We start from the raw sequence: 22888 nt of genomic DNA, 5'->3' as shown, positions 1-22888 counted from the left end.
TCTTATTGGGCACTTAGCTGCAGCATTTAATAAAAGTAGATTGGTCAATAATACAACGTTGAGTTATGGTAACAAAATGGCTAGAATGAAAGGTAATTTGTTATCACTATGAAATAGTAGCCGTCATTATGAATAAAAAACGTATTGTTGTATTTACAAGTGCAGCTGTCGCAACAAGCTTGCTACTGTCAGGTTGTCAATTATTGACGGGCTACCAGCAAATAGATAAAGCAGAAAATGCTGAGAGATGGGCAGGTAAGATTGAGCCTATTGCTGGTGAAGTAAACATTGCCTGTGCAGGAACCTATCATTGTGAAATCATGCAAATCGACCAAACTTTAGTCATTGCGCCAGATACCCACAAACCAGTAGATCCTGCCATGCTGAGTGTTGAGCAAGTGGACTACGATAATATTGTTAACTCTAAATCAAGCAACATAATAGCACCGCTAAAGAGCCAAAAGTCTGTCAAGATCGTACCTTTATCCGCGTCTGGCATGCCTGGTATGACTAACTATTATGCACGGGTCAAGCCTGCAAAGCGTGAAGTGCATATAAACTTTTATCCCGAAAATAATATCGGTTATGTTGAACGCTTTGCGATGATTCATGAGTTTGTACAGCCAGATACTTATCTGTTACGTGCTTATCGCAAAAAATCCAATCAAGATACAGGCAGTTTGTTAGACACCGCTTCACCTAATCCTTTATGTATTGATCTTATCCAAGGCGATAGCATTAAGCGCCAGTTTTGCAAACAGATGAATACTGAAAGTCAGGGGGAGTTTGTAGAAAATAGCGTTATAAACCAAACAACAAAATCAAAGGCTAAGGTTTAGTATTGTATCATTTGAATAATTAATTTAGTGTCATATCTCACTAACATGAATCAAATCAAGCAATACTTTGCTCTTGTCTTTTTCCACTTTACCTACCAACAAGGATTAGTATGGCAACGATTTTAACATTAGCTGGTGATGGCATTGGTCCTGAGATTATGACCCAAGCCATTAATGTACTGCAAGCCGTCAATAAAAAATTTACGCTAGATTTGAATCTTGAGTCTGGATTGATTGGAGGTGCAGCTGTTGATGTAACTGGTGAGCCTTTACCAGAGGAAACGCTTAGTCGTGCACGTGCAGCCGACGCAGTGTTATTGGGAGCAGTTGGTGGTCCTAAGTGGGATGCTATAGAGCGCAGTAAACGTCCTGAACGTGGTCTGCTTAAAATTCGTGGTGAGCTTGGTTTATTCGCCAACTTGCGTGTCGCGAAACTTTATCCGCAGCTGGCTAATGCTTCTAGTATAAAACCTGAGATTATCTCAGGTTTAGATTTGCTCATTGTCCGTGAGCTAACGGGTGGTATTTATTTTGGTGAGCCACGTGGTATTCGTACTCTAGAGAATGGTGAGCAGCAAGGCTATAACACTATGGTGTATAGCACTAGTGAGATTCAACGTATTGGCAAGGTCGCTTTTGAGTTGGCAAAAACGCGTGCACAAGCAGCAGGTACTGCAGCCAAAGTCTGCTCAGTAGACAAAGCGAATGTGCTAGAGGTTACTGAGCTGTGGAAGCAGACGATGATTGAGATGCAACAAGCGGATTATAATGATGTGGCGTTATCGCACATGTATGCTGACAATGCATGTATGCAACTGATTAAAGATCCTAAGCAGTTCGATGTCATGGTGACGGGTAACATGTTCGGCGATATCTTATCTGACGAAGCGGCTATGCTGACAGGATCTATTGGTATGCTGCCATCAGCTAGCCTTGATGAAAACGGCAAGGGTATGTATGAGCCTTGTCATGGCTCAGCACCTGACATTGCTGGACAAGATAAAGCCAATCCATTAGCCACGATACTTTCTGTCGCCATGATGCTGCGCTATACTTTTAAACAAGAACCAGCAGCACAAGCGATTGAACAGGCAGTCAGTGACGTCCTTGATGATGGCCTGCGTACGCTTGATATTCTAGATAGTAGTGAGGCGGGGCTAATCCAAGTTGGTTGCAAGCAAATGGGTGAGGCGGTATTAGCGAAGCTAGTATAAACCCACATTATTTGGAAACTAGACGGATACAGTTGAAGCTGACTATATCGGTTAGATTATAAATAATTTATATACATGCTAAAGTCGAATAAAGCCCACAAGCTGTCTAGCAGTTTGTGGGTTTTTTATGATCGAATAAATATTCGGCATAATAATCTATTGGGTTTTTTGCACTGTGTTATGGGAAAATTTCTGACATATAGTCCATTTTTAACATAGAAACTATAAGATTAGATGTTTGTTAACATAAAACTGTTACATCAGAAAATGGTCCTGTGACATCATTATCTCTTTTAAAATAGTATGTAGAAATATACTTTTATAAAGAATAAAATTAGAAACAAATTAGTAATGATTTCGCTAAATGTTATTGTCAAAAACAAAAATAAGATAGTGATCTTAATATTTCATTAATAATCAGTTGAGGAATGAAGCATGCATCAAATAACAAAAATTAATTCTGCTATAGCGGCATTAGGGTTATCTGCCGTATTATTTATAAATCCAAGTATTGCTGCAAATACTAATACTAATACTAATACTAATACTAATACTATTAGTACTGCCAATAAGGTTGCTAGTACTGATGCTAGTCCGGTCACCAATGGTGTCAGCCAAAATCTTACTGAGAATAGTAAGACTGCGAATTCGCTGAATAAGCTGCTACCTACTATCAAATACACAACGAATAATCTGCCAAAGTTTGCTCAGAAGGTTAATAGTTCCAGCTGGAAAAAAGGCGCAAACGTAAGTCGTAGTATGAGCACTAAGCTTCAGGCTTTGCTGAATTGGAATCAAAGTAGTGTCGGACCTGTGGATGGCTATTGGGGTAAGAACTCCATCAAAGCCATGCAAGCGTTTCAAAAGTCTCGTGGTCTGAAGGTGACGAATAATCTCAACGAAGAAACATGGCAAGCTTTAACTAAAAATAATAAGCTCATGTCACAACCTGTATTGGTTAGCTACAAGCTAAGTGATGCTGATGTAAATTTAAAAACCACCACTATTCCTGCTGGTGCAGAAGCCAAAGCTAAGCTTGAAGGTATGTACTACGAAAGCGTTATCGAAGCCTTAGCAGAAAAATTCCATATGAGTGAAAAGTATCTTAAAGAACTCAATCCAAACGCCAAGTTTAATGCCGGAGAGGGTATCACTGTTTATAATCCTGGCAATCCAAACACTAAGCCCGTAAGTCGAGTAGTGGCTGACAAAACAACTGAAACTTTATATGCTTATGATGAGCAGAATAATTTGGTTGCTAGTTATCCAACTACAGTAGGTAGCACGGCAACACCATCGCCATCAGGCAAACATACCGTTGAAGTCAAAGTGCATGAACCTAACTACACTTATACTGGAGATGATGGCAGTCAAATTATTATCCCTCCTGGCCCTAATAATCCAGTAGGTGTGGTATGGATAGGGCTTAGTAAACCCTCATATGGTATTCATGGCTCGCCAGATCCAGCGCGCATTAGCAGACAAGCATCGTCAGGCTGTATAAGATTGACCAATTGGGACGCTTTAGCATTATTAGGTACAATCAAAAATGATGCGACGGTAGAGTTCAAGTAATACCACTTTTAAATAATGAGCTAAATCTATCAGTGATGCGTAAAAATTACTAGCCGTAACGCTTACGCATCTCTTTATCATTAACTTCAATTTTTGAAAATGAGATGAAGATTTTGCAATGATTTAAATATAGGCAAATGATTAGCCCTAGGAATTGCTAACGTTACAAAATGAAAACCCAGACATAAAAATACCGCTGAAGATTAGCGGTATTTTTTTATGCAAAATTAAGTAAAACAACGAGACGTTGCAAGAATAGGGACGTTGCAGAAATAGAGATATTGCAAAAATAATGTTAATTATTAAACGAGCTGCTATTTGTAGATAGTTATCTGCTGTAAGTCATAGCAATGGACAGTTTGTCGTTTTTGTTATTATTGTTATGGAGACCATTCAGTTTTGTATATCAACCAAATAACTAGTCCATTCAATAACCAGTTTAATAACTTAAAATCGAATAACTGTCGTCTTAGGAACAAGACATTATAAAAAAATTAGTTTTTGCCGCGATAAGTAATGCGACCTTTAGTTAGGTCATAAGGTGTCATTTCCACTTTAACTTTATCACCAGTTAAAATGCGAATATAGTGTTTACGCATCTTTCCTGAGATATGAGCAATAATCTCGTGTCCGTTTTCTAAACGAACTTTAAACAAAGTATTTGGAAGGGTGTCGATAACTTCACCTTCAAATTCAATAATATCGTCTTTGGCCATAATTTGTATCAATCAATGAAAAATAAGCCGATATTATACGTAAGTTTCAATATTAAAGCAACAAAACATTGTTTTTACTTGACACTGTGTAAGTGTTATGTATATTCGCCAATCCTAGCTAGGGCGTGTCTTCAATCTGAACAAGTGAACCTCTAATGGGCTAAAAATGGCTATATTTTCGTCACTCTTTGAAAATTTCTAGACAGTATGTTCATATTCTCTGCGAAATCTTCTTTGATTGACAAAAATCTATCTCATTTTTATCATCATTATCAAAATGAGGACACGCCCTATTTTCAGTCAGGCAGGTTGAGCCAAAGTGGGGTAAGAGGGGCCTGTGGCATCAGCTGCTGGTAGTGCTCAGGATAATAAGCGTTAATAAAATATAGGCCGTCACCGGATGCAGTAGGTGGAGCGATGGTGCGGTCTTTTTTTTCTAAAATAGATAAGAAGTCTGTAGGCTCAAGCTCATGTCTTCCAATCGCATATAAAGTACCCATTAGGTTACGTACCATATGATGTAAAAAACCATTCGCCTGAATGTCAAAAACGATAAATGCGCCATGGGCGAAAAGCTTGGCATGGCTGACAGTACGTATGGGCTGATTAGATTGGCAAGCTGCAGCACGATAGCTACTAAAATCATGAGTCCCAGCAATATCAGCCGCTGCAAGCTGCATCGCCGCTAAATCTAGAGGTTCGTGAATATGGGTGACTTGATGATTGAGTATGGCAGGACGTGCAGCTTGATTGAGTGTAATGTAACGATAACGTCGAGCAATAGCGCCAAAACGGGCATGAAAGTCTGCTGGCATAGGTTGGACCCAGCGTAGGGCAATATCATCAGGCAATAGGCTGTTAACACCGCGTAGCCAATTATGAGTCGGGCGGTAAGCGTGGGTGATAAAATGCGCAATCATATTGCTGGCATGGACGCCAGCATCAGTACGACCTGCCGCGACCACTTCAACAGATTCATTGGCAACAGTACTAATGGCTTTCTCTAGCGCCTCTTGTACTCCAAGCACCTCTTTTTGACGTTGCCAGCCCCGATAATTAGTTCCTAAAAATTCGATGGCAATGGCCAAGTTATAAGTAGGGTTGTCTTGTTTTTCAGCTTCCATTGGTCTCTCAACTTCCATTAATCTCTTAATTTCTCTAGTAGGCGTAGTGTTCGGGGCAGGTGCTTGTCGTTTTACTTGGTAATATTGTTCAACGATTTTTTCTTATTGCTGTTCCTGACTGATTGACAGTATATGTCCAGCGTTGTCTTCTTCGTGCAGGTGTGTCATAGCGTAGCAATAGCCATAACAATCGCGCATAGATAGCAGGAATGGTTAAGCGCCCACCAGCAATGACATGGTAATCATATTGCCAACTACCCGCAGCATAACTGTCGCTGACCCCGCCAAATGGACATTGGCTAGCGCATACCACCATATGACCATGCTCGTACGAACGTTGCAATGCTTCGGCTAAATCTTTGGAGTGAGGAACATTGCCAGCGCCGAAACCTAATAATATTATCCCGCATGGTGGCTGGGTCAATAGCGCTTCTAGCTGCGTACTCAAGATATCAGGAATATTAGGCAGACAATATATCGCATGGATATTCGCTTGTTCTGCACGGGTTTGAATATCATTCTTAACAGCTATTTGGTCATCAAGCCAATGTTGACGGCGCGTGTCTGGTAGCTGCTTTATATAACTGTTATTTGGGTAGCCAGCACGAGTATGACCGGTAAAAGCCATAAAATCATGACTATGAATTTTTTGTACTGTTTGTGCGGGCCATGACTCACCGCCAAAGCTTATCTTAACGCCAGACTCTCCAGCAGCAGCTAGACGTAAAGACTCGCTGAGATTATTCCATGCATCACTATTTGCATCTACCGTATAGGTCGGTAATACATCGCTATCTAACAATGGGCGCATACTACCAGTGACCACCAAACACATATCCGTGCCTGCAAATGCCTCCGCTAGAAACGCGCCAAGATAACTTAAAGTATCTGTACCTGTGATTAGTACAAACTGACGTTGACCTTGTGCATAGGCATCTAATAACAGCTCATAGAAATGCACAAAGTCGTTTGAGGTTAGCTGGCTACTGTCTTTAATCAGCTTATTATCTAACCACGAGACTTCTGGCAACTGATTTGTTTGATTGTGCTCAGTAAGTAGCTCTTGTAAAGCAGGCAAGAAGATATTGGCATCTAAAGGAGCTAATGGGCGCCCATAACTACCAAAAGTACCACCAGCGTAAATAAGCTGAATAGTATTAGATGATCGATTTGATAAGGTTGAAGATGATGGCATGAGATTACCGCATTAAGGTTAAGTAATAAGAATAACAGTAGGGGTAATATAAATGATAAACCGTAAAATAGAAACAAGCATCCTATTTTCATAAGATGCTTGGTGATGAACAATATAATGGTTCAAGAGATTGATAGTATAGTCAATTCAAAATAAAAAGAGCACACCTATGACAATGTCATGCTGGGATGGTCTCGGGCTGGTATAAATTTTACTTGCTTGCTATGTGCGAAGTAATACAGAGACTTCAAAAATTCATTCCAGCAGTACTGTAGCCCTATTAATATGAATGAATTATAAAGCTAAAATTAGTGCTATTCTACTGGCCCTAGCTATATCTTAAGCTGTACGCGCCAGCATCTCTTGTGCTTGATTCTGCTGTTCACTGTTACCTTGAGTAATGACTTCGTTAAGTAAGCGTTTGGCACTATCGTACTCACCCAGCTGTAAATACTGACCAGCTAAATCCAGTGTTACTTGATTACTGTCCAAGGTATTTACAAAATCAAAGTCTGTGGCAAATTGAGCTGCAAAATCAATCTCTTGAGATACAAGTGTATGGATATTTGCATTGTCATCAACAAGGCTTACATTGTTTTCACTCTCTACTGGCATGCTAACAGACGGTGAGTTTACGACTGAATCAAAATCAAACTCGTCATCTATTGCTAAACTATCTTCTATGCTTTGATTATTGAGTACTTTGTCATCATGTGTTTCATTCTTCAAAGTTTCAGTAGTAGAGACTTCATCATCTAAGAAAAGTGTAGTTGTATCAATGTCTATTTCCGACACTTCATTGACTGCTGCAGGTTGTGTGTCATCGCTAATAGAAAACTCATCTTTGACAGTCGTTGTGTCAAGTTGTGCCAACGTATCTTCAACATCGTTCTCTAGTACGTTATCGTTATCAAGTACAATGGCATTGTCGCTAGTACTTTCTTGAATGTCCAGCGTATCCATACTAAGCGTACTGTTCTCAGCCAATGGGCTATCTTCACTTTCTAAAAGTAGTGCAAAATCTTCGCTATTAGTTTGAGCGCTATTCTCTAAAAAATCAGTACTGTTTGTCTCTTCAACCAAGTCATCAAGTTCTAAAACAAAATCATCATCTGAGCTGATATGTTGTGACTGACTATCTTGTGCTTGCACATCATCAACAAAGTTTAATTCTGATATGTTGCTATCATCTGACATTAAATCGAAATCAAGCATAAAATCGTCATCGACGTTTATATTCTTATTTTTACTAACATCATCAATAGTAATAGGTTCTGCGGGCGTTTTTGCGTCGTTTGTCTCTTTAGTTATGTCAAAATCATTATCGTCGCTAGTTGTAGATTCTAAGTTGTTAACTTCTACATTTTCTGTTGCTAAATCATCCAATGTGAGATCAAAACTATCTTCAGAATTAGAGTTATCATCAAAAGTCTCTTGTTGTAACACTACAGGCTCACTGAGTGCTTCAAGACGGTCTGTACTCGAAGCAGGCTTGATATCTGTAACTGTCTGTGGCGTAGACAAGTCAAAATCAAGACTTTCAAACGCCGCTTCATTGCCAGCTTCACCAGCTTGAGGTTCTACTGGTTTGTTTTGTGTTTGCTCTTGATCTAATAACGCTTTAAGTTGATCTGCATCATTTATAGCTGTCGTATCATCAGACAACTTGATAACGTTATATGTTTTAGTGAAATCGTCATGTTGATTAGTGATAGCGTAGATGTTTAGCAGCTTGAGTAATAATTTAGAGTCTTGAGGTTTTTCTATTAATCCTCGTTCTATACTTTCAATCGCTTTATCATAACGCTGCTGATCCATAAAACGTTGGGCAACAGCTAAAGGATCAAATTTAGTAGCATTTTGCTGAGCAGAGTTTTGATTAGAGCCTGTAGATGCTGTTTTTAGTTTTGACGTTGATGCGTGAGCAGCTAAATCTTTATCAGTTTCTTTCGAGTTCTGAGTAGTCGATTTTTGAGTCTTATTTTTGCGTAGCACGAGTACCGCTACCAATAAAACGACCACCAGACCTATAATGATATATAGCATACTATCCATAAATACTCCCAAGCCTACGAGCACTGTTTACAGCAATTGATGCTGGGCAGCTAGGCAATTATTGATTGCGTAATTTTTTGAGTCGAGCTTCAAGCTCAGCCAGCTTTTGGTTTTGTAGTTGTAATTTTTTAGCATAGCTACCAAGGGTATTATTGGTCGCTGCTACTCGTTTAGCTTGCTCAGCGGTATGCTGACGCGCCGATTTGAGTGTCGCCAGAATATCAGTGCTTAATCCATTGCCAGTTTCAGCAGCAGCTTTAGTTTGAGTGCCATCGGCACTACCGTCGCGACCAGGTGCAACAACAGAAAAACGTGCCTTTGGTAAAGTTTTGGTAGCAACTTGAGAGGGCTTATCCGAACGTTCAGATACTGTTTTTGATTCTGACGGTGTTCTCTTAGAGGCTATGGCTTTTGCGTTGCTAGCAGATTCTACTGCTGTTGGTTTTTTCTCATGAGTTTTCTTCGTTGTAGATGGGTTAGTCTGCAGATAATATTGTCTTTGAGCTACAATGGCAGTTTGTAGACTCTGCTGTGAAGGCATCGTGTCGTAGCTGGGCAGACTAAGCTCAGCATTTGCCTTTAGTAAGTCAGCATCTTGTGCAATAAAAGCGTCAGGATTTTGCGCTTTAATTTGTTTCATGACAGTTGGTACATCGAGGTTGTTTTGCTGTGCAATCTGTTGAGAGATGATCCAAAGGTTGTCATTACGTTGTACAGTATAACTCGTCGTTGCTGTGCTTGTATTACCTGACATCGGAGCTGCGACTGTCATACCAGCATTATCATTATCATTATGGTTATCGTTTGATGTAGTATTGGCAGAGGAGGGCAGCGAAGCTTTGGATGGCGTGCTTTTAGCTTCAATATTGCTTGCAAATGGTATTGGTTGACTTGCTTTATTATTGCTAACGTCTTCTTTTAGCTGGATTTGCCGAGTCACTTGAATATTTAGAATATTGACCTGTGTATTTGTATTGCCGGTAGCGCCAATAGCATCAGCTGCCGGCACACTATTGCCTAGCGCACTATTTTTTTGTCCATTGTTATTATTGGTGGTCGAACTAATATTGGGAGCAGCAGCGTCTTCTAAGTTATTCATGTTCAAATGATCTATTTTATCTGCTTTTCCAACGTTACTATTATTTGCTATTAAGTTCGTATCTCTCAAAGTACTGCTACTGTTTGAGCTATTGCCATTTAAGCTATTGTTAGAGAAGTCTGTTGCTTTCGTCACCTGCGAAACATTGGCGTTTGCAATCGCTGTGTTTGAAGTTTGAGACCCTGGTAAGGTTGGTACATTGACAGCACTCATAACTGGTAACGTCTTAACGTTAGATGTTTGAAGCGAATTGGTTTCTGGCAATGATGGCGTCGATACCGATGCTTGCATACTCGGTGACGTAAATAGCGGTGGCGGTGCGCCGCGTCTAACAGTTAACGGTTTGGAGTTAGAGTTTGACACTACTGGTAGATTCGGTTTTTTTGTACCTGACATAACTCGATTAGGCTGCTTAATCGGAACATTGTTACCAAGTGGCATAAGTAAAGTCTTAGGTACTACATTGCGCTGACCATTGTCATTTATTGCCAGTACTACATCTGCAAATGGCATTGATACCGGTTGTGAGGTATTAATAAGCAGTTGACCAGTAGTGGCAGAAGTTGCTACAAACCTTACTGCCATTGATGCTGTTGGGGTTAGCCCCATCTGTTGATAAACGACAGGACTTGCAAGACTGGCGGCAAAATCCTTAGCATTAATGTCAGTTACTGTAATACTTGCAGTCAAAGGTTCGTGCTGCGCAGAGGTAATAATTGTTTTACCCATAGTGGCTGCTTGTGCAACAGGTAGCAACACTACAGAGCTCACAGAACAAAGTAGTGCTATTGACACCGCGTGATGAATATTGGTCAATCGATGAGGTAGATGCCAAGACATGCGCAGCCCTTTTATAGTGTCTTATGAGAATAACTAATAACAGTACTCTTTATAATGGTGTAATAGCTATCCGTGTTTTTAGCAAAATAATGTTCAGTTTACCATTTATTTCGTAGTGTTCATTACCAACATCACCAAGCGATGAGTGAGACTTAAATTTATTAAAGTGCTTTTTTATCCAACAACATGGCATCCCCATAACTAAAAAAGCGGTACTGATGGCTAATTGCGTGTTGATAAGCCTGTTCAATAGCTGCTTTACCTGCAAATGCGGATACCAGCATTAGTAAGGTAGATTTGGGTAAATGGAAATTGGTTATCAAGCGATCAATAACGCCAAATTTAAAACCAGGATATATAAATATGTCCGTATCTCCTGACCAAGTGGCAACAGATTGGCCATTATTTGCCGTTTTTTGATAAGCGGTCTCTAGAACACGTGCAACAGTCGTGCCAACAGCGATAACCTTATTACCCTTTGCATGGGTTTGATTAATCAAATCTGCGGTCGCTTGTGGCAGGTGTGCATATTCGCTGTGCATAGTATGATTGAGCAGGTTTTCTGTCTTAACTGGCGCAAATGTGCCAGCACCAACATGCAAAGTGACAAAGGCTGTATTAATACCTTTATTAGCCAAAGCTGACAGCACAGTTTCATCAAAATGTAGACTGGCTGTAGGAGCAGCTACGCTGGCAAGTTTGGCTGGATCATGAAATATCGTTTGATAACGAGTATTGTCAGTCGCATCGGCATGGCGCTCAAAATAGGGTGGTATTGGCAACTCACCATAAAGCTCTAAATCAGGCAAAACAGGGGCATCGAAGGCTAAGATAAATAAGTTGTCTTGACGACCAATCATCTCACAGCTCATACGCTCGTCAGCTAGCCATAAGCGTTGTCCAAGCTTTGGCGCTTTACTAGCTTTAACATGACCTAATGCGATGTTTGAATACATGGCTAATGTTTCATTGTCTATATCAACATTGTCTTTTAATCCTGAGCTATCTACCAAACGCTCAATCAGTACTTCAACGCGCCCTCCAGTGTCTTTTTTACCGAATAGTCGCGCTTTCATTACCTTAGTATCATTAAAGACAATAAGATCACCGGCACTGAACAAGGATGGCAATGCCGTAAACAAGTGGTCTTGAGGCTGACTTGGTTGTTCTTTGTGATCTATAGCTGGCAGATAAAGCAGCTTAGAGTCTGAGCGTTGGGCCAAGGGATAGCGGGCGATTAACTCGTCAGGTAGCTCATAATCATAATCAGCAACGCTTAGATAAGTCAGTGGGGCATCGTCGTGTTTAATATCATTCATATTGGTATCGTTGTCTATATTAGGATTGGCAGTTTTAAAACTGAAGTTACTCATAATGCATGATGAAGGCAGTTAAAAATTTTGGCATAAGTTTAGCAGAAACGGGATAATAGCGTGAAAAATTCCTAATGGCTTTTAACTATTATGCCTACTATAAAAATAGCCTAAGCAATCTTATATTGATTACTGCTTTGCATTAAAGTTCAAATACAGAAACGAATTAATAGAAACGAATCATAAGTCTTAATCGAATAGATTAAGCTGCGGCAGGATCTGGGTTGCAGGCATTAAAGATGAATAGGTTACACCTACAAGTCTGATAGGCAGTGTACGCGGTATATCTAAGAACAGCTTATCTAACCAATAATGTGCAGACTCTGCATTTATAAAAACAGTAGATAAGGTATATGAACGCGTTATTTGCGTAAAGTCAGCATATTTTATCTTGAGTGTAATGGTATAAGCAATAAGCTGCTTATTGTTCATTTGTCTGAATGCATCAGCGTTTTGCTCATAAATTTGTACGCGTAATTGTTCGTTATCACTCAAGTTATCCCTAAAGGTAGTTTCTGAGCCGACCGATTTATGCTGACGCTCAGATTTCACTGGTCGCTCATCACGACCGTGGGCAATATCATGATAGAACTGCCCGCGCTTGCCGAACTCATTAACTAGTGATGCTGCGGGTACCTGCCGAAGATCAGCTCCATTACTTACGCCCATTGCGTGTAAGCGTTTGGCTGTTGCCTTACCAATTCCATGAAAGCGCTCTATAGGTAGCGTACTAATAAACGCTTCTGCGTCATCGGGTGTGATAATGGCGGTACCGTTAGGTTTATTGATATCAGAGGCAATCTTTGCCAACATCTTATTGAACGAAACGCCTGCTGACGCTGTTAGCCCTGTTTGCTCTAGTATCTGTGCCCTCAACCAGTTAGCCATCAATGTCGCTGAACCTTTATGCACTTGTAGACCCGTAACATCGAGATAAGCTTCATCTAAAGATAGCGGCTCAACACGCGGTGTTAAGCTATACATAATAGTACGAATCTGGATGCTGACAGCACGATATACATCAAAACGCGGTCGTACGAATATTACATCTGGACAACGTTTGCGTGCCTCATAACAGGACATCGCAGAGCGCACTCCAAACTGACGTACCTCATAGCTGGCAGCGGCTACTACGCCACGTCCACTAGGATCTCCACCAACGACCAAAGGCTTACCACGATATTGTGGAAAATCCCGTTGTTCAACGCTGGCATAAAAGGCATCCATATCGAGATGAATAATCTTACGAGTGGCAGGTGAGGTAAAAGCTGTCATAAGCTCTATTTTACCTGAGTTTACGGATATTTTTGAGCAATACTTGCTAGATGTGGGGAGAGTATCAAACTTATAAAAATATAGTATTAGCTTATATATCAAGTATTTTGGATGTATAAACCTGATTTTGAATATATCACCATTCATTAACGCTTATAATTTTTATTGGGATGTAAAATCAGCATTTGCTTTATTTTTTTTACCACTTAAGAGTACATTCGTACCACTTATGACAATAAAAAAATAAGTGGTAGCCGACAGCACTATTAGTTTGTTAAGTTAAGTAATGATTAATCTAATTCATATCTTTTGGATAAGCACTTACTAATTTTACGTATTTAGTTTATCTAAAGAAAATATGAAAACCATTTAATTAATCTGTAGATGTTACCGTCTAGATTTTTTAGCATATGATGGTTGTATAGACATCTTTTTTTAACTAAAAGTACGAAAGATAGAATCTTTAAAATACTATGATGTACTAAATATTCTAAACTTTCAATATAACTAATGACTGAGGAGTTTAAAATGAATAATCAGTTAAAAGGTAGCGACCTAACCCGAGCAATGCTGAAAAATGGCCACCAAAATATATGGTGTGCGGTCGATGACGAAAGTGATGAGCGTGCTATTACGGATCACGAAAACAACGACTTTACAGCCCGTATTATGTACTTTGAAAATGGTAAGTTTATTTGTACAAGCGGCGCACCATGGACTTACGCTGTACCTATTAAGATAGTTGCGCTTACACAAGAAGATGCAGGGTTATAAATATTTAGTAGCCATTGAGCTAAGGAGATATAACTGAGATGATTATTAAGGGTATGAGTTGGTACTGATGATTTCTTTGCTTTAATTAAGAAATAGATGAGGTTATTTAGTAAATAGAATAAATGCCTCCATATTTATAGTTTCTATTATTAACTTATTTCCGTAACCAGTAATATTTATATATCATCGTATAATTGAATTTGTTTGCGTAAAATATTTTCTAATCAACCTGTTTTTACAGGTATTTTTATTTAGCGAAAATAAATATACTATCTTTCATATACGAAAATTTAGAGATAGTATTATTCTGAACATGTTTTTTGGATTACTAGGAAGTAATAACAGAGTTAGACTAGTATTTGTGGGGGAGATTCCTAATATATTATTATAAAATAACTTTCTCATAATTCTAGCAGCTACTGGTGTAAATATTTTAAAAAAAGGGGCAAGCGACAATTAATGTGCGCTGCCCCTTTCTTCTTTAACTATCTTTCTTTTTAGACAAACTATCTTTGCTTATACTAATTTTTCATATTAATCATTCAATATAGAAAACTGTTACTTCGTTGAGCTTTATTCAATTTAGTATAGGCAACAGGTATATCTGTATCAGACATATAGTTATCAGATATATATCAAAGATAAAATATACAAGCCATAACTTCACCAGCTAGTCAATGATGAGGCGCTACTTTGACTGATAAAGCCATCTGGCGTTTGTCCATTGTTAGCCTGCCAGCTCTGAAATGCTTTACGAGTATTGGTACCGATAATCCCATCAGTGCCTTTGGTATCGTAGCCTGCACTGGTTAAGCGCTGTTGCAAACGGGTCACTTGTGAGGTCGATAGCGGACGCTCATAACGCGGCCATGACTTGCGTAGACCACTTTTTCCAACGATTGCATTACCTAATAAGCTGACGCCCAATGCATAGTTTGATGAGTTATTATAGACTTTTATCACATCGAAGTTAGGGCTAAGCAGCAGTGCTGGGCCATCTTTGCCAGCAGGTAGCCAAAGCTCCATCTGTGTGTTCGCATCTAAATTTACATCATCAATGGTATCAAGACCAAGGGCTGCCCATCTAGCAGCGGGCTGCTTGGTGCTGACCGTAGAGTAATCAAAAGATGCTGGCAAGGTTACTTCGTAGAATGGCGCTAGCCCACGTACCCAGCCTGAGTTGCTTAGATAGTTGGCAGTTGATGCCAACGCGTCGGCTGTTGACCACGGATTGCGATGACCATTACTGTCGCCATCGACACCATGTTTTACCCAAGTATCAGGGATGAACTGCGTCTGTCCCATACCACCTGCCCAAGAGCCTTCAAGCTGAGACCAAGATACATCGCCACGTTGTAATAGCTGCATGAGTGACAGTAATTGAGTTTCAGCAAACTCTTGGCGGCGCCCATCATAGGCAAGACTTGCAAGTGCGCTTGGTAGATAGCTGTTGCCAGTGACCGCTCCGTAAGATGATTCCATACCCCAAATTGCGGCAATTATCTCTGCATCAACACCATATTGGGATTCTAAACTTGATAAATACGAGCGCTGCTCTGCAAATTTACGTTTACCAGTTGCGATACGAGCATCTGACGCCGCAGAGTCTGCATACTCCCATGGCATTTTAGAAAACTCAGGCTGACCTGAATCAAGTGAAATAACTTGCTCGTTTAAGTAGGCCGAGCTAAGTAAGCGCTGGACATCGGATGAGCTATATCCGGCAGACATAGCACGCATAGAGAAGTCCGACTTCCAATCTGAAAAACTGCGATAGCTAGGTTTGGGCGTGATGACAGTCTGTTGTTGAATAATGACAGGGGCAGGTTTTACTTTGATAGTTTGAGTCTGAGTCACCTCAACGTTGCCCTGACGCACAGGTTTGCTCGATTGCTGCATTGTCGGCTGAGTGGCACAACCAGCTGCTACTAATATAGGCAGTAGGATAGCATATTGCTTTTTTAACATCATAAAAGGTCTCGAATATCAGTAAGTACTAAAACAGTAGTAGAAAAATAGGTCAAATTTAAAACAAGTTTGAGGTCATAAAGTATCTGTGCTAAGTGCTGTTATGAACCAACAACGAAAAATTACTGTAGCAATAAATAATGATAAAGTCGATGGTATAAATACGGTTATTACTGATTTAAAAACAGTTAATTAGAAACAAAATACTATCAGGCTAGTTTTATTTTTAAGTATGGCATTAGGTTTGTTAAAGGATAGACGTAGAAATGCAGCGCCATTACGTCGCTGCATTTGTGGTACATAAGGATTGTCAAAAGCTAAGAGATACTATGATTCTTACATTTCTAGATAAAATTTATTCGATATTATGGCGTACCAGCATGACCAACTTTGACTTGCGTAGATAGCATACGACCTTTGGTCTCAGCTTTACGTGATGCCTCATCCCAGTCAGGTGCAGCACACATAAATAGTGTTTTGCCATCTTGTCCACCAAGGGCAACAGCAAAAATACCATCAGGTGCAGTATCTACAGTTTCTAAGATTTCACCGCCCTCGCTAATACGCACAGCACGCTGGTTCAAAGTATCTGCAATCCAAACAGCGCCCTCGCTATCTAATGCAAGGCCATCTGGTAGAATTTTGGCGTTTCCTATGCGCACACCAAGGTTTGGTTCATCACCCAATTCGCCAAAGCTTGCAAAGTCACGTTTTTCGCCAAGTGTCCCATCTGCATTGATATCGAATTGTGAGATTTTATTGCCAAATAGCTCGTTGACGATTAAGGTCTTTTCATCAGCTGATATCACCATGCCATTGGGAAAAGACAGCCCTTCTGCAACGACTTGTGAGCTGCCATCCGGTCTAACTAGTACTAGTCCTGCATGTTCATGATCAGCGCCACCCATCAAGTCAAAGCCAAAATTACCGACGTAAGCATTGCCATTGGGGGCGACCACCATATCGTTAGCATGTCCACCGCAATGCTCCCAAATGTCAGCGTGCACGACTAATTCGCCATTGTCTTCTAAGCGTAAGACTTTACGGTCTTTCATCGATACTACCAGCATACGACCGTCAGGCAACCAACCTAAACCAGAAGGTTGCTGTTCAATATGGACGATTTTTTCTGCCACGCCTTGCTCATTAACGCGGTAAACCCCTTGCGTATAAAAATCGACGAACCATAAAGCGTTTTTATACCAGCGAGGGCCTTCTAAATAATGAAAGTCATCAACGACAACGTCTAACTCATATTCCGACATAATTATTTCCCTTGATTAGTGGTTATCTTCCTTGATAAATCAGTACAATTATTTTAAATAATGACAGTTTTTCTTTTAGAGTATCTCCTTATATATCGTTGTAACTTCATCTAACGTCATATCCTTAGGATTGGTTGCAATCAGTCTGGCATAAGTATTCGTCACTATGTCCGCTAAAGCAGGGATATCTTGGTCTGTAATATCTAATTCACTCAAACGGTATTTAAGGCCGCTCATCTCTAAAAAACCTCGCAATTGATTGATGAACTGGCTGGCCGCGTCGAAATCATTCATACCAGATATTTGAGCAGGCATGACGGCACGAGCCAGCTCTGCATACAGAGGTGCTGCTGCTGATAAGTTAAAGGTAAAGACGCCGCACATGACAAGAGCATTGGCATGTCCATGTGGAATATGAAAGTTGATACTAAGTGGGTAGGAGAGTCCATGTACAGCGGCTACGGAAGAATTGACGAAAGCAATACCAGCCAGCGTGGAGCCTAGTAGCATATCGGCCCGGGCATCGATATCATCGCCTTGATTTAATACTTTTTCGAAATTACTCCAGAGCATCTGCAAGCCTTTAAGCGCTAATGCGTCTGAGATGGGGTTTTTTTTCGTACGGCTGGTATAAGCTTCAACACAATGCACCATGGCATCAAGTGCTGTTGCAGCAGTAATGTGGCGAGGTAGCTTAAGGGTCAGCGTCGCATCTAAAATGGCAACATCGGGTAGGATTTTTGGGGTATAAATCGCTTTCTTGCTGCCATCTTTTGCCGTGATGACTGATACAAAGGTGGATTCTGCACCAGTACCAGCGGTGGTCGGTATCGCAAACAGAGGTAGCTTGTTAAAACCACTAACATCTTTATCCAAAATATCGTTTACCGATTCAAAGTCGTTTGGATATAAAGCGACAATTTTTGCAGTATCGATAGAGCTTCCACCACCTAAACCAATAACCAGATTACACTTGTTGTCTCTAGCAATTTTGATAGCGTCATTGACGACTTGAACAGGCGGGTCGGCTACAACGGCATCGAAGACAACTACTTGTATGCCAGCTTCTTGCAACGATTGCTGAGCAATATCGACATAGCCTAGCTGAGTGATGCCAGCATCCGTAACAATAATAGCCGATGTTGCAGAGTACTGCTTGGCCAACGCGCCGAGCTTTTGGCGCATACTGTCAGCTTCGCTAATGATATGACCATTGGTATAAAACTCAATCCCTGTCATGTGTTCTTCCTTGTGTAGAGGTACGTCCATATATAAAGCAGCACTAATTGTAATGTAGTATTCATGGTTCTGTATACATAAGTTCCTTACTTATAAGTTTTCTAGTATGAACTTATAATAAGATTTTATGGTGCTACTTATCTAATGTATCAGACTTTTATCATTATTTTTAATGCGTAAATCTTGTAATAAGAATGAGCTTACTGAGTATATGATTATTAATAATACCTGTATAAACACGTCATAAAATGATTTGACAGCTATCATTATAGCTGCTAATTTCAAATAGTGTTTTCCATTTTAAATAGGGCGTGTTGAACATTCATAATTTTAGCCAGATATAAGCACAAGCAAGAGCGACCGTATTCTCATAACTCTGTCTTAGCTTATCAAATCTGGTGGCAACCGCTCTATACTGTTTTAGCTTAGCGAAAGCATTTTCTACTAAATGTCGTGCTTTGTACAAGTCCCAATCCATATGGTCGTTAGAGGACTTGGTGTTTCGTTTCCGAGGGATATTATTACAAGTTGCTGTTTGTTCAATATACTCTCGTAGTGTGTCAGAGTCATAGCCTTTATCTGCACATACAACGTCTGTCTTGCTCAAATCAACCTTATCTACTAAGTCAGATGCGACTTTAACATCGTGGGTTGTGCCATCTGACAGAATAAAGGTAATCGGATTGCCATGAGCATCGACCGCTAGATGAATTTTAGTGGCACGTCCTGCGACACTCTTACTAATGGCTTGAGCAGCTTCATGACGACCACTACTGTGCTGATGTGCCTTGATATGAGTACCATCTATAAACACCCACTCAAGGTCAGGCTCTCTGATAACTAAAGCAAATAGTCCAATGAGCTTATTACTGCGAAACCAGCGTTGATAAGCCTTGTAGACAGTATTGGGCTTTCCAAAGTAAGCCGGTAAATCGCGCCAAGGACAGCCAGTTCGCATACGATAAAGGATGCCCTCAATGGTCAGTCTCAGATTTCCTTTGTCATAGATATTAAGTTCTAGTAATATAGGTCTTAGTCTTGTCCAGTGTTCATTTTTGAGCATAGTACGAGGCATAGCGAACGAGATCTTTTTTGTGTGAGAACTTAAAGATTACCCGTTCGCTATTTTTTTTGCCAGAAATTTATACTCAATGTTCAACACACCCTAGCTTTTTAATTTAGCATTAGTGATAATTCTTCTGAATTCTATAGAAGCTTATTTATCAATGAATAGCATATATGCTGCAAAAAATCTGAATCGACAAGCTCGCAACTATCTAGCCAATCAAGAAAACAACCTCTTATTTTCAATCACTATCAAAAGGAATTAATAGTGAAACTTGCCCCTCTATTATCTATAACGGCGCTTGCAGCTGTCAGCCTACTTGGTTGTTCTAACCAGTCTGATAGCAGTAGTGACGCGGCCTCATCTCAGGAAACTACCATTCTACGTTTTTCACACTTTTATCCATCGACCTCCGATATCAACGAGCAGATATTTGAACCATGGGCCAAAAAAATCGAAGCAGATTCTAACGGACGTCTCAAGGTCGAAGTCTATCCTTCAGCAACGATTAGTAAAGCAGATACCGCTTATGAGTCTGCAGTAAAAGGAACGATTGACATCGGCTCCCAAGTACAAGGTTATACCAGCGGTCGATTCCCACTGTCTCAAATCGCAGAGCTTCCAGGTTTGTCTAATTCGTCTACGCAGACAGGCTGTATGTTACAGACGCTTTATGACAATGGTACTATTGCTAGTGAATACGAGGACTCGCACTTATTGTTCATGTTTGCGACAGGACCTGGGACTTTACATAGCACGAATAAATTAATAAAAACGCCTGAAGATATGAGAGGTATGCGCATTCGTAGGCCTTCAGCAGTGGCGGGTGACATTATTGAAAGTATGGGTGCTTCTCCTGTAGGACTACCTGCTAATGATATATATACTTCTCTACAGCGCGGTGTCGTTGATGGGTTGAGCTTTCCATGGGAAGCTATGGCAACTTTTAAGCTTGATGAGCTGACGAAATATCATACTAATATGCCATTTTATAGTTCCGCGTTAATGGTAACCATGAATAAAGATAAATATGAAGGCTTGCCAGAAGATTTGAAACAAGTTATCGATGACAACTCAGGTATGACACTTAGCAAGAAAGTAGGTGCCATGTGGGATAAGACTTATTCGGTACAATTACAAGCAGCTCGAGATAAAGGTGACGAGGTTATTGATATTCTAGATCCACTCAACGATCCAGACTGGAAAGGGCCTCTTGAAAAAGGTACACAGAAATATCTTGATGATGTCAATGCCTTAGGCTTGGATGCTGATGGTGTTTATGAAAAAGCCAAAGCTGCCAGCATCGCTTGTAAAGTCTAATAATCATAACGCATGCTTCTCCCATTGCTGATTAAAATTTGAACAATTCTTGAAGCCTTGAAAGCCCTATAGAATCAGAGAACTTAGCATAGATTTCTTATTGACTTTTATCGCCAGCATACTTTTTAGAACACCACCTCATTTTTTTATCCAATCCTGCAGGGGTATTATTTGTTTTTCTAGAATTGATTGCATACATATCAAAATTAACCATAGGACTCAGGAATTTAATCAGATAGTCGCCGTTTTATAAACCAACCAACGATAATAATTAAAGCCAATACACCAAAGATCTTGGAATAAGGTGCGAGTGCAGTTTCAACCACTTGATAGTTTTCACCAAAACAATAACCCGCAAGCGTTAGTACAGTTGTCCAGATGCTAGACCCTAATGCAGTTAAGGTTAAAAAAGGCAATAGTGGCATTTTATTCATGCCGGCGGGAATCGAGATAAATGAGCGAATACCGGGTACCATTCTTCCAAAAAATACTGCTTTTTTACCGTGGTTATCAAACCAATCATTCGTAGCTGATATATCCTCAGGCTTTACAAACACATATTTGCTGTATTTTTCTGTTAGTGTCATTAAGCGTTCTTTATCGAATAAGCTCCCTAAATAATATAACGGCAATGCACCTAGCATTGCACCAAACGTTCCCGCTAATATGACTAATATTAAATTTAAATCACCTCTTGATGCGGCAAAACCTGCTGCTGGCATAATGAGTTCAGAAGGTATAGGCGGAAAAACGTTTTCGGCGAACATAGCAAATATAATACCAAGGTAACCAAACTTTGCCATGATAGCCAGTATCCACTCGCTAATTTGATTCATTATGACCGCTCATTGAATAATTGCTGAAGAGTAGGGTTTATAACAAATACTACTAGCCTGCACTTCGCAAAACAATGCTAGTGAACATAAAAATGGGTAGGGGAAAAAAATACAATAAAAAAGCACCCATCGATGGGTGCTTTTTCAATTCTAATACAAGTTTTTAACCTGCAATAATATTTTGCTAATTGGCTACGCTATCAAGCAGCTGAACCGGAAAGGTAATTACATCAAATGCAACAGCAAAGGGCAGTAAAATAAGCTTTTCTGCGCCACTTTTTCCACTGCGCGTAACCTCACTTTGCTGTGACTGACTATAAAAAGTTACCGTATATGGTTTGGTCAATGCCTGATATTTTGACTGAATCATGCTTAGATTAGTCACTTGCGGATAGATTGCCCCTTTGACAGGTACTGTAAAGCAGAAGCGTTGAGCATTGATACGTTGGTCGCTAGCTGAAGTGCAGTCTTGACCACCATTTTGTAGAAAAAACTGATAATCAGAGCGATTGAATTCATCTTTTAACTTAGCATAAGACAGCTTCATATCACCTTGGAAATAGCCATCATTATTGGGCACATTAAAGGCCATATCGTTTTCGACTTGGATGTTTTTTGGCGTTAAGTTAGTCAGTAAGGTCACCATCTCTCTACCGCCTTGACTCAGGACGTAGCTGTTTTTTTCACCGACAATAACCATACTACTGGCTGGCATATCAGGTAACGTAATCGCTGGCCGACCAAAGGCAATGATTTGATCTTGAGATAACACCTGTTTGACAGTCTTCGTGGTAACACGACTATCACTTTCTAATAGTGAGCTTGTCGCACAGCCTGAGCTGGCGAGTAATGCAGCAATAGATGCGCCTACTACTAATGACTTGATACTGCTTACTTTTAAGTTACCATAAATGTTTTTAGTATTGTTAAGTTGAGTCATGATAGAGCGTCCTTGTCCAAAGTTTTTTAATGGGGTTTATCTAACACTTAAATTCATATAAGGCTAGAGAATATTACTAAACATTTGCTATGTATTTGATACTGTTATCCTACATTATTTAGTCGAGGTATATCCACTAATAATTTCAGCTGATAAAAATATGAATAAGGGTTTA

The 22888-nt window shown here is 40.0% G+C and carries 18 protein-coding genes; 5 read left to right on the top strand and 13 right to left on the bottom strand.

The annotated features are described in order from the left end of the window. Positions 1 to 128 precede the first annotated feature (128 nt). The 3 genes from ACTQ9S_RS02625 to ACTQ9S_RS02615 all read left to right on the top strand — a co-directional run bounded on the left by ACTQ9S_RS02625 (position 129) and on the right by ACTQ9S_RS02615 (position 3628). On the top strand, positions 129 to 839 hold the full coding sequence (locus ACTQ9S_RS02625; protein ID WP_068036484.1) for a hypothetical protein: 711 nt from the start codon (positions 129 to 131) through the stop codon (positions 837 to 839). Between the two features lie 110 nt (positions 840 to 949). After that, the gene (leuB, locus tag ACTQ9S_RS02620) at positions 950 to 2053 is read left to right on the top strand and encodes a 3-isopropylmalate dehydrogenase (protein ID WP_350657048.1); all 1104 of its coding nucleotides are present in this window, start codon (positions 950 to 952) and stop codon (positions 2051 to 2053) included. Between the two features lie 435 nt (positions 2054 to 2488). Further along, the gene (locus tag ACTQ9S_RS02615) at positions 2489 to 3628 is read left to right on the top strand and encodes a L,D-transpeptidase family protein (RefSeq protein ID WP_440453625.1); all 1140 of its coding nucleotides are present in this window, start codon (positions 2489 to 2491) and stop codon (positions 3626 to 3628) included. Between the two features lie 494 nt (positions 3629 to 4122). Here the strand turns inward: ACTQ9S_RS02615 and infA are convergent, their stop codons facing one another. The 7 genes from infA to dinB all read right to left on the bottom strand — a co-directional run bounded on the left by infA (position 4123) and on the right by dinB (position 13305). After that, a complete protein-coding gene (gene infA, locus ACTQ9S_RS02610; protein WP_068036477.1) occupies positions 4123 to 4344 on the bottom strand; it encodes a translation initiation factor IF-1 in 222 nt (73 codons plus the stop codon). Between the two features lie 296 nt (positions 4345 to 4640). Next, the gene (gene truA, locus ACTQ9S_RS02605; protein WP_350657051.1) at positions 4641 to 5486 is read right to left on the bottom strand and encodes a tRNA pseudouridine(38-40) synthase TruA; all 846 of its coding nucleotides are present in this window, start codon (positions 5484 to 5486) and stop codon (positions 4641 to 4643) included. 70 nt (positions 5487 to 5556) lie between these two features. Further along, positions 5557 to 6663, bottom strand: coding sequence for an asparaginase (locus ACTQ9S_RS02600; protein WP_350657052.1), 1107 nt, complete (start codon positions 6661 to 6663; stop codon positions 5557 to 5559). Between the two features lie 339 nt (positions 6664 to 7002). Continuing rightward, the gene (locus ACTQ9S_RS02595; RefSeq protein WP_350657053.1) at positions 7003 to 8718 is read right to left on the bottom strand and encodes a FimV/HubP family polar landmark protein; all 1716 of its coding nucleotides are present in this window, start codon (positions 8716 to 8718) and stop codon (positions 7003 to 7005) included. Positions 8719 to 8776: 58 nt separating this feature from the next. Further along, entirely contained in the window at positions 8777 to 10657 is a 1881-nt protein-coding gene (locus ACTQ9S_RS02590; protein ID WP_350657054.1) for a type IV pilus assembly protein FimV, read from the bottom strand. A gap of 161 nt (positions 10658 to 10818) precedes the next feature. Continuing rightward, positions 10819 to 11976, bottom strand: coding sequence for a tRNA preQ1(34) S-adenosylmethionine ribosyltransferase-isomerase QueA (gene queA / locus ACTQ9S_RS02585; protein WP_350657055.1), 1158 nt, complete (start codon positions 11974 to 11976; stop codon positions 10819 to 10821). 243 nt (positions 11977 to 12219) lie between these two features. After that, positions 12220 to 13305: a DNA polymerase IV gene (gene dinB, locus ACTQ9S_RS02580; RefSeq protein WP_350657056.1), complete on the bottom strand. Its 1086-nt coding sequence runs from the start codon at positions 13303 to 13305 to the stop codon at positions 12220 to 12222. 528 nt (positions 13306 to 13833) lie between these two features. Between dinB and ACTQ9S_RS02575 the strand changes: the two genes are divergently transcribed. Next, entirely contained in the window at positions 13834 to 14079 is a 246-nt protein-coding gene (locus ACTQ9S_RS02575; protein ID WP_082785684.1) for a hypothetical protein, read from the top strand. A gap of 663 nt (positions 14080 to 14742) precedes the next feature. Here ACTQ9S_RS02575 and ACTQ9S_RS02570 read toward each other — a convergent pair. The 4 genes from ACTQ9S_RS02570 to ACTQ9S_RS02555 all read right to left on the bottom strand — a co-directional run bounded on the left by ACTQ9S_RS02570 (position 14743) and on the right by ACTQ9S_RS02555 (position 19626). Further along, positions 14743 to 16050, bottom strand: coding sequence for a lytic murein transglycosylase (locus ACTQ9S_RS02570; protein WP_350657057.1), 1308 nt, complete (start codon positions 16048 to 16050; stop codon positions 14743 to 14745). A gap of 362 nt (positions 16051 to 16412) precedes the next feature. Then, positions 16413 to 17312, bottom strand: a complete 900-nt coding sequence (locus tag ACTQ9S_RS02565) for an SMP-30/gluconolactonase/LRE family protein (RefSeq protein ID WP_440453623.1) — start codon at positions 17310 to 17312, stop codon at positions 16413 to 16415. 75 nt (positions 17313 to 17387) lie between these two features. Then, positions 17388 to 18551: an iron-containing alcohol dehydrogenase gene (locus tag ACTQ9S_RS02560; protein WP_068328290.1), complete on the bottom strand. Its 1164-nt coding sequence runs from the start codon at positions 18549 to 18551 to the stop codon at positions 17388 to 17390. A gap of 322 nt (positions 18552 to 18873) precedes the next feature. Next, positions 18874 to 19626, bottom strand: a complete 753-nt coding sequence (locus ACTQ9S_RS02555) for an IS5 family transposase (RefSeq protein ID WP_440453480.1) — start codon at positions 19624 to 19626, stop codon at positions 18874 to 18876. Positions 19627 to 19884: 258 nt separating this feature from the next. Here ACTQ9S_RS02555 and ACTQ9S_RS02550 point away from each other — a divergent pair, with 258 nt between their 5' ends. Next, positions 19885 to 20937: a TRAP transporter substrate-binding protein gene (locus tag ACTQ9S_RS02550; protein WP_068328288.1), complete on the top strand. Its 1053-nt coding sequence runs from the start codon at positions 19885 to 19887 to the stop codon at positions 20935 to 20937. Between the two features lie 227 nt (positions 20938 to 21164). On the opposite strand, the gene ACTQ9S_RS02545 is transcribed toward ACTQ9S_RS02550, so the two are convergent. Continuing rightward, the gene (locus ACTQ9S_RS02545; RefSeq protein ID WP_440453622.1) at positions 21165 to 21773 is read right to left on the bottom strand and encodes a DedA family protein; all 609 of its coding nucleotides are present in this window, start codon (positions 21771 to 21773) and stop codon (positions 21165 to 21167) included. A 184-nt stretch (positions 21774 to 21957) separates the two neighbouring features. Next, a complete protein-coding gene (locus ACTQ9S_RS02540; protein ID WP_440453620.1) occupies positions 21958 to 22713 on the bottom strand; it encodes a hypothetical protein in 756 nt (251 codons plus the stop codon). Positions 22714 to 22888 lie beyond the last annotated feature (175 nt).

Origin of the sequence: Psychrobacter sp. ASPA161_9 (assembly GCF_051970275.1) — a bacterium.
GTDB lineage: Bacteria > Pseudomonadota > Gammaproteobacteria > Pseudomonadales > Moraxellaceae > Psychrobacter.
Note: the sequence above shows the minus strand (reverse complement) of the source record. Positions and strands in the feature narration are given on the sequence as shown.

Excerpts from the sequence above, each read along its gene's own strand:
- ACTQ9S_RS02625 (WP_068036484.1), top strand. The coding sequence starts at position 129 with ATGAATAAAAAACGTATTGTTGTATTTACAAGTGCAGCTGTCGCAACA.
- leuB (WP_350657048.1), top strand. The coding sequence starts at position 950 with ATGGCAACGATTTTAACATTAGCTGGTGATGGCATTGGTCCTGAGATT.
- ACTQ9S_RS02615 (WP_440453625.1), top strand. The coding sequence starts at position 2,489 with ATGCATCAAATAACAAAAATTAATTCTGCTATAGCGGCATTAGGGTTA.
- infA (WP_068036477.1), bottom strand. The coding sequence starts at position 4,344 with ATGGCCAAAGACGATATTATTGAATTTGAAGGTGAAGTTATCGACACC.
- truA (WP_350657051.1), bottom strand. The coding sequence starts at position 5,486 with ATGGAAGTTGAGAGACCAATGGAAGCTGAAAAACAAGACAACCCTACT.
- ACTQ9S_RS02600 (WP_350657052.1), bottom strand. The coding sequence starts at position 6,663 with ATGCCATCATCTTCAACCTTATCAAATCGATCATCTAATACTATTCAG.
- ACTQ9S_RS02595 (WP_350657053.1), bottom strand. The coding sequence starts at position 8,718 with ATGGATAGTATGCTATATATCATTATAGGTCTGGTGGTCGTTTTATTG.
- ACTQ9S_RS02590 (WP_350657054.1), bottom strand. The coding sequence starts at position 10,657 with ATGTCTTGGCATCTACCTCATCGATTGACCAATATTCATCACGCGGTG.
- queA (WP_350657055.1), bottom strand. The coding sequence starts at position 11,976 with ATGAATGATATTAAACACGACGATGCCCCACTGACTTATCTAAGCGTT.
- dinB (WP_350657056.1), bottom strand. The coding sequence starts at position 13,305 with ATGACAGCTTTTACCTCACCTGCCACTCGTAAGATTATTCATCTCGAT.
- ACTQ9S_RS02575 (WP_082785684.1), top strand. The coding sequence starts at position 13,834 with ATGAATAATCAGTTAAAAGGTAGCGACCTAACCCGAGCAATGCTGAAA.
- ACTQ9S_RS02570 (WP_350657057.1), bottom strand. The coding sequence starts at position 16,050 with ATGATGTTAAAAAAGCAATATGCTATCCTACTGCCTATATTAGTAGCA.
- ACTQ9S_RS02565 (WP_440453623.1), bottom strand. The coding sequence starts at position 17,312 with ATGTCGGAATATGAGTTAGACGTTGTCGTTGATGACTTTCATTATTTA.
- ACTQ9S_RS02560 (WP_068328290.1), bottom strand. The coding sequence starts at position 18,551 with ATGACAGGGATTGAGTTTTATACCAATGGTCATATCATTAGCGAAGCT.
- ACTQ9S_RS02555 (WP_440453480.1), bottom strand. The coding sequence starts at position 19,626 with ATGCCTCGTACTATGCTCAAAAATGAACACTGGACAAGACTAAGACCT.
- ACTQ9S_RS02545 (WP_440453622.1), bottom strand. The coding sequence starts at position 21,773 with ATGAATCAAATTAGCGAGTGGATACTGGCTATCATGGCAAAGTTTGGT.
- ACTQ9S_RS02540 (WP_440453620.1), bottom strand. The coding sequence starts at position 22,713 with ATGACTCAACTTAACAATACTAAAAACATTTATGGTAACTTAAAAGTA.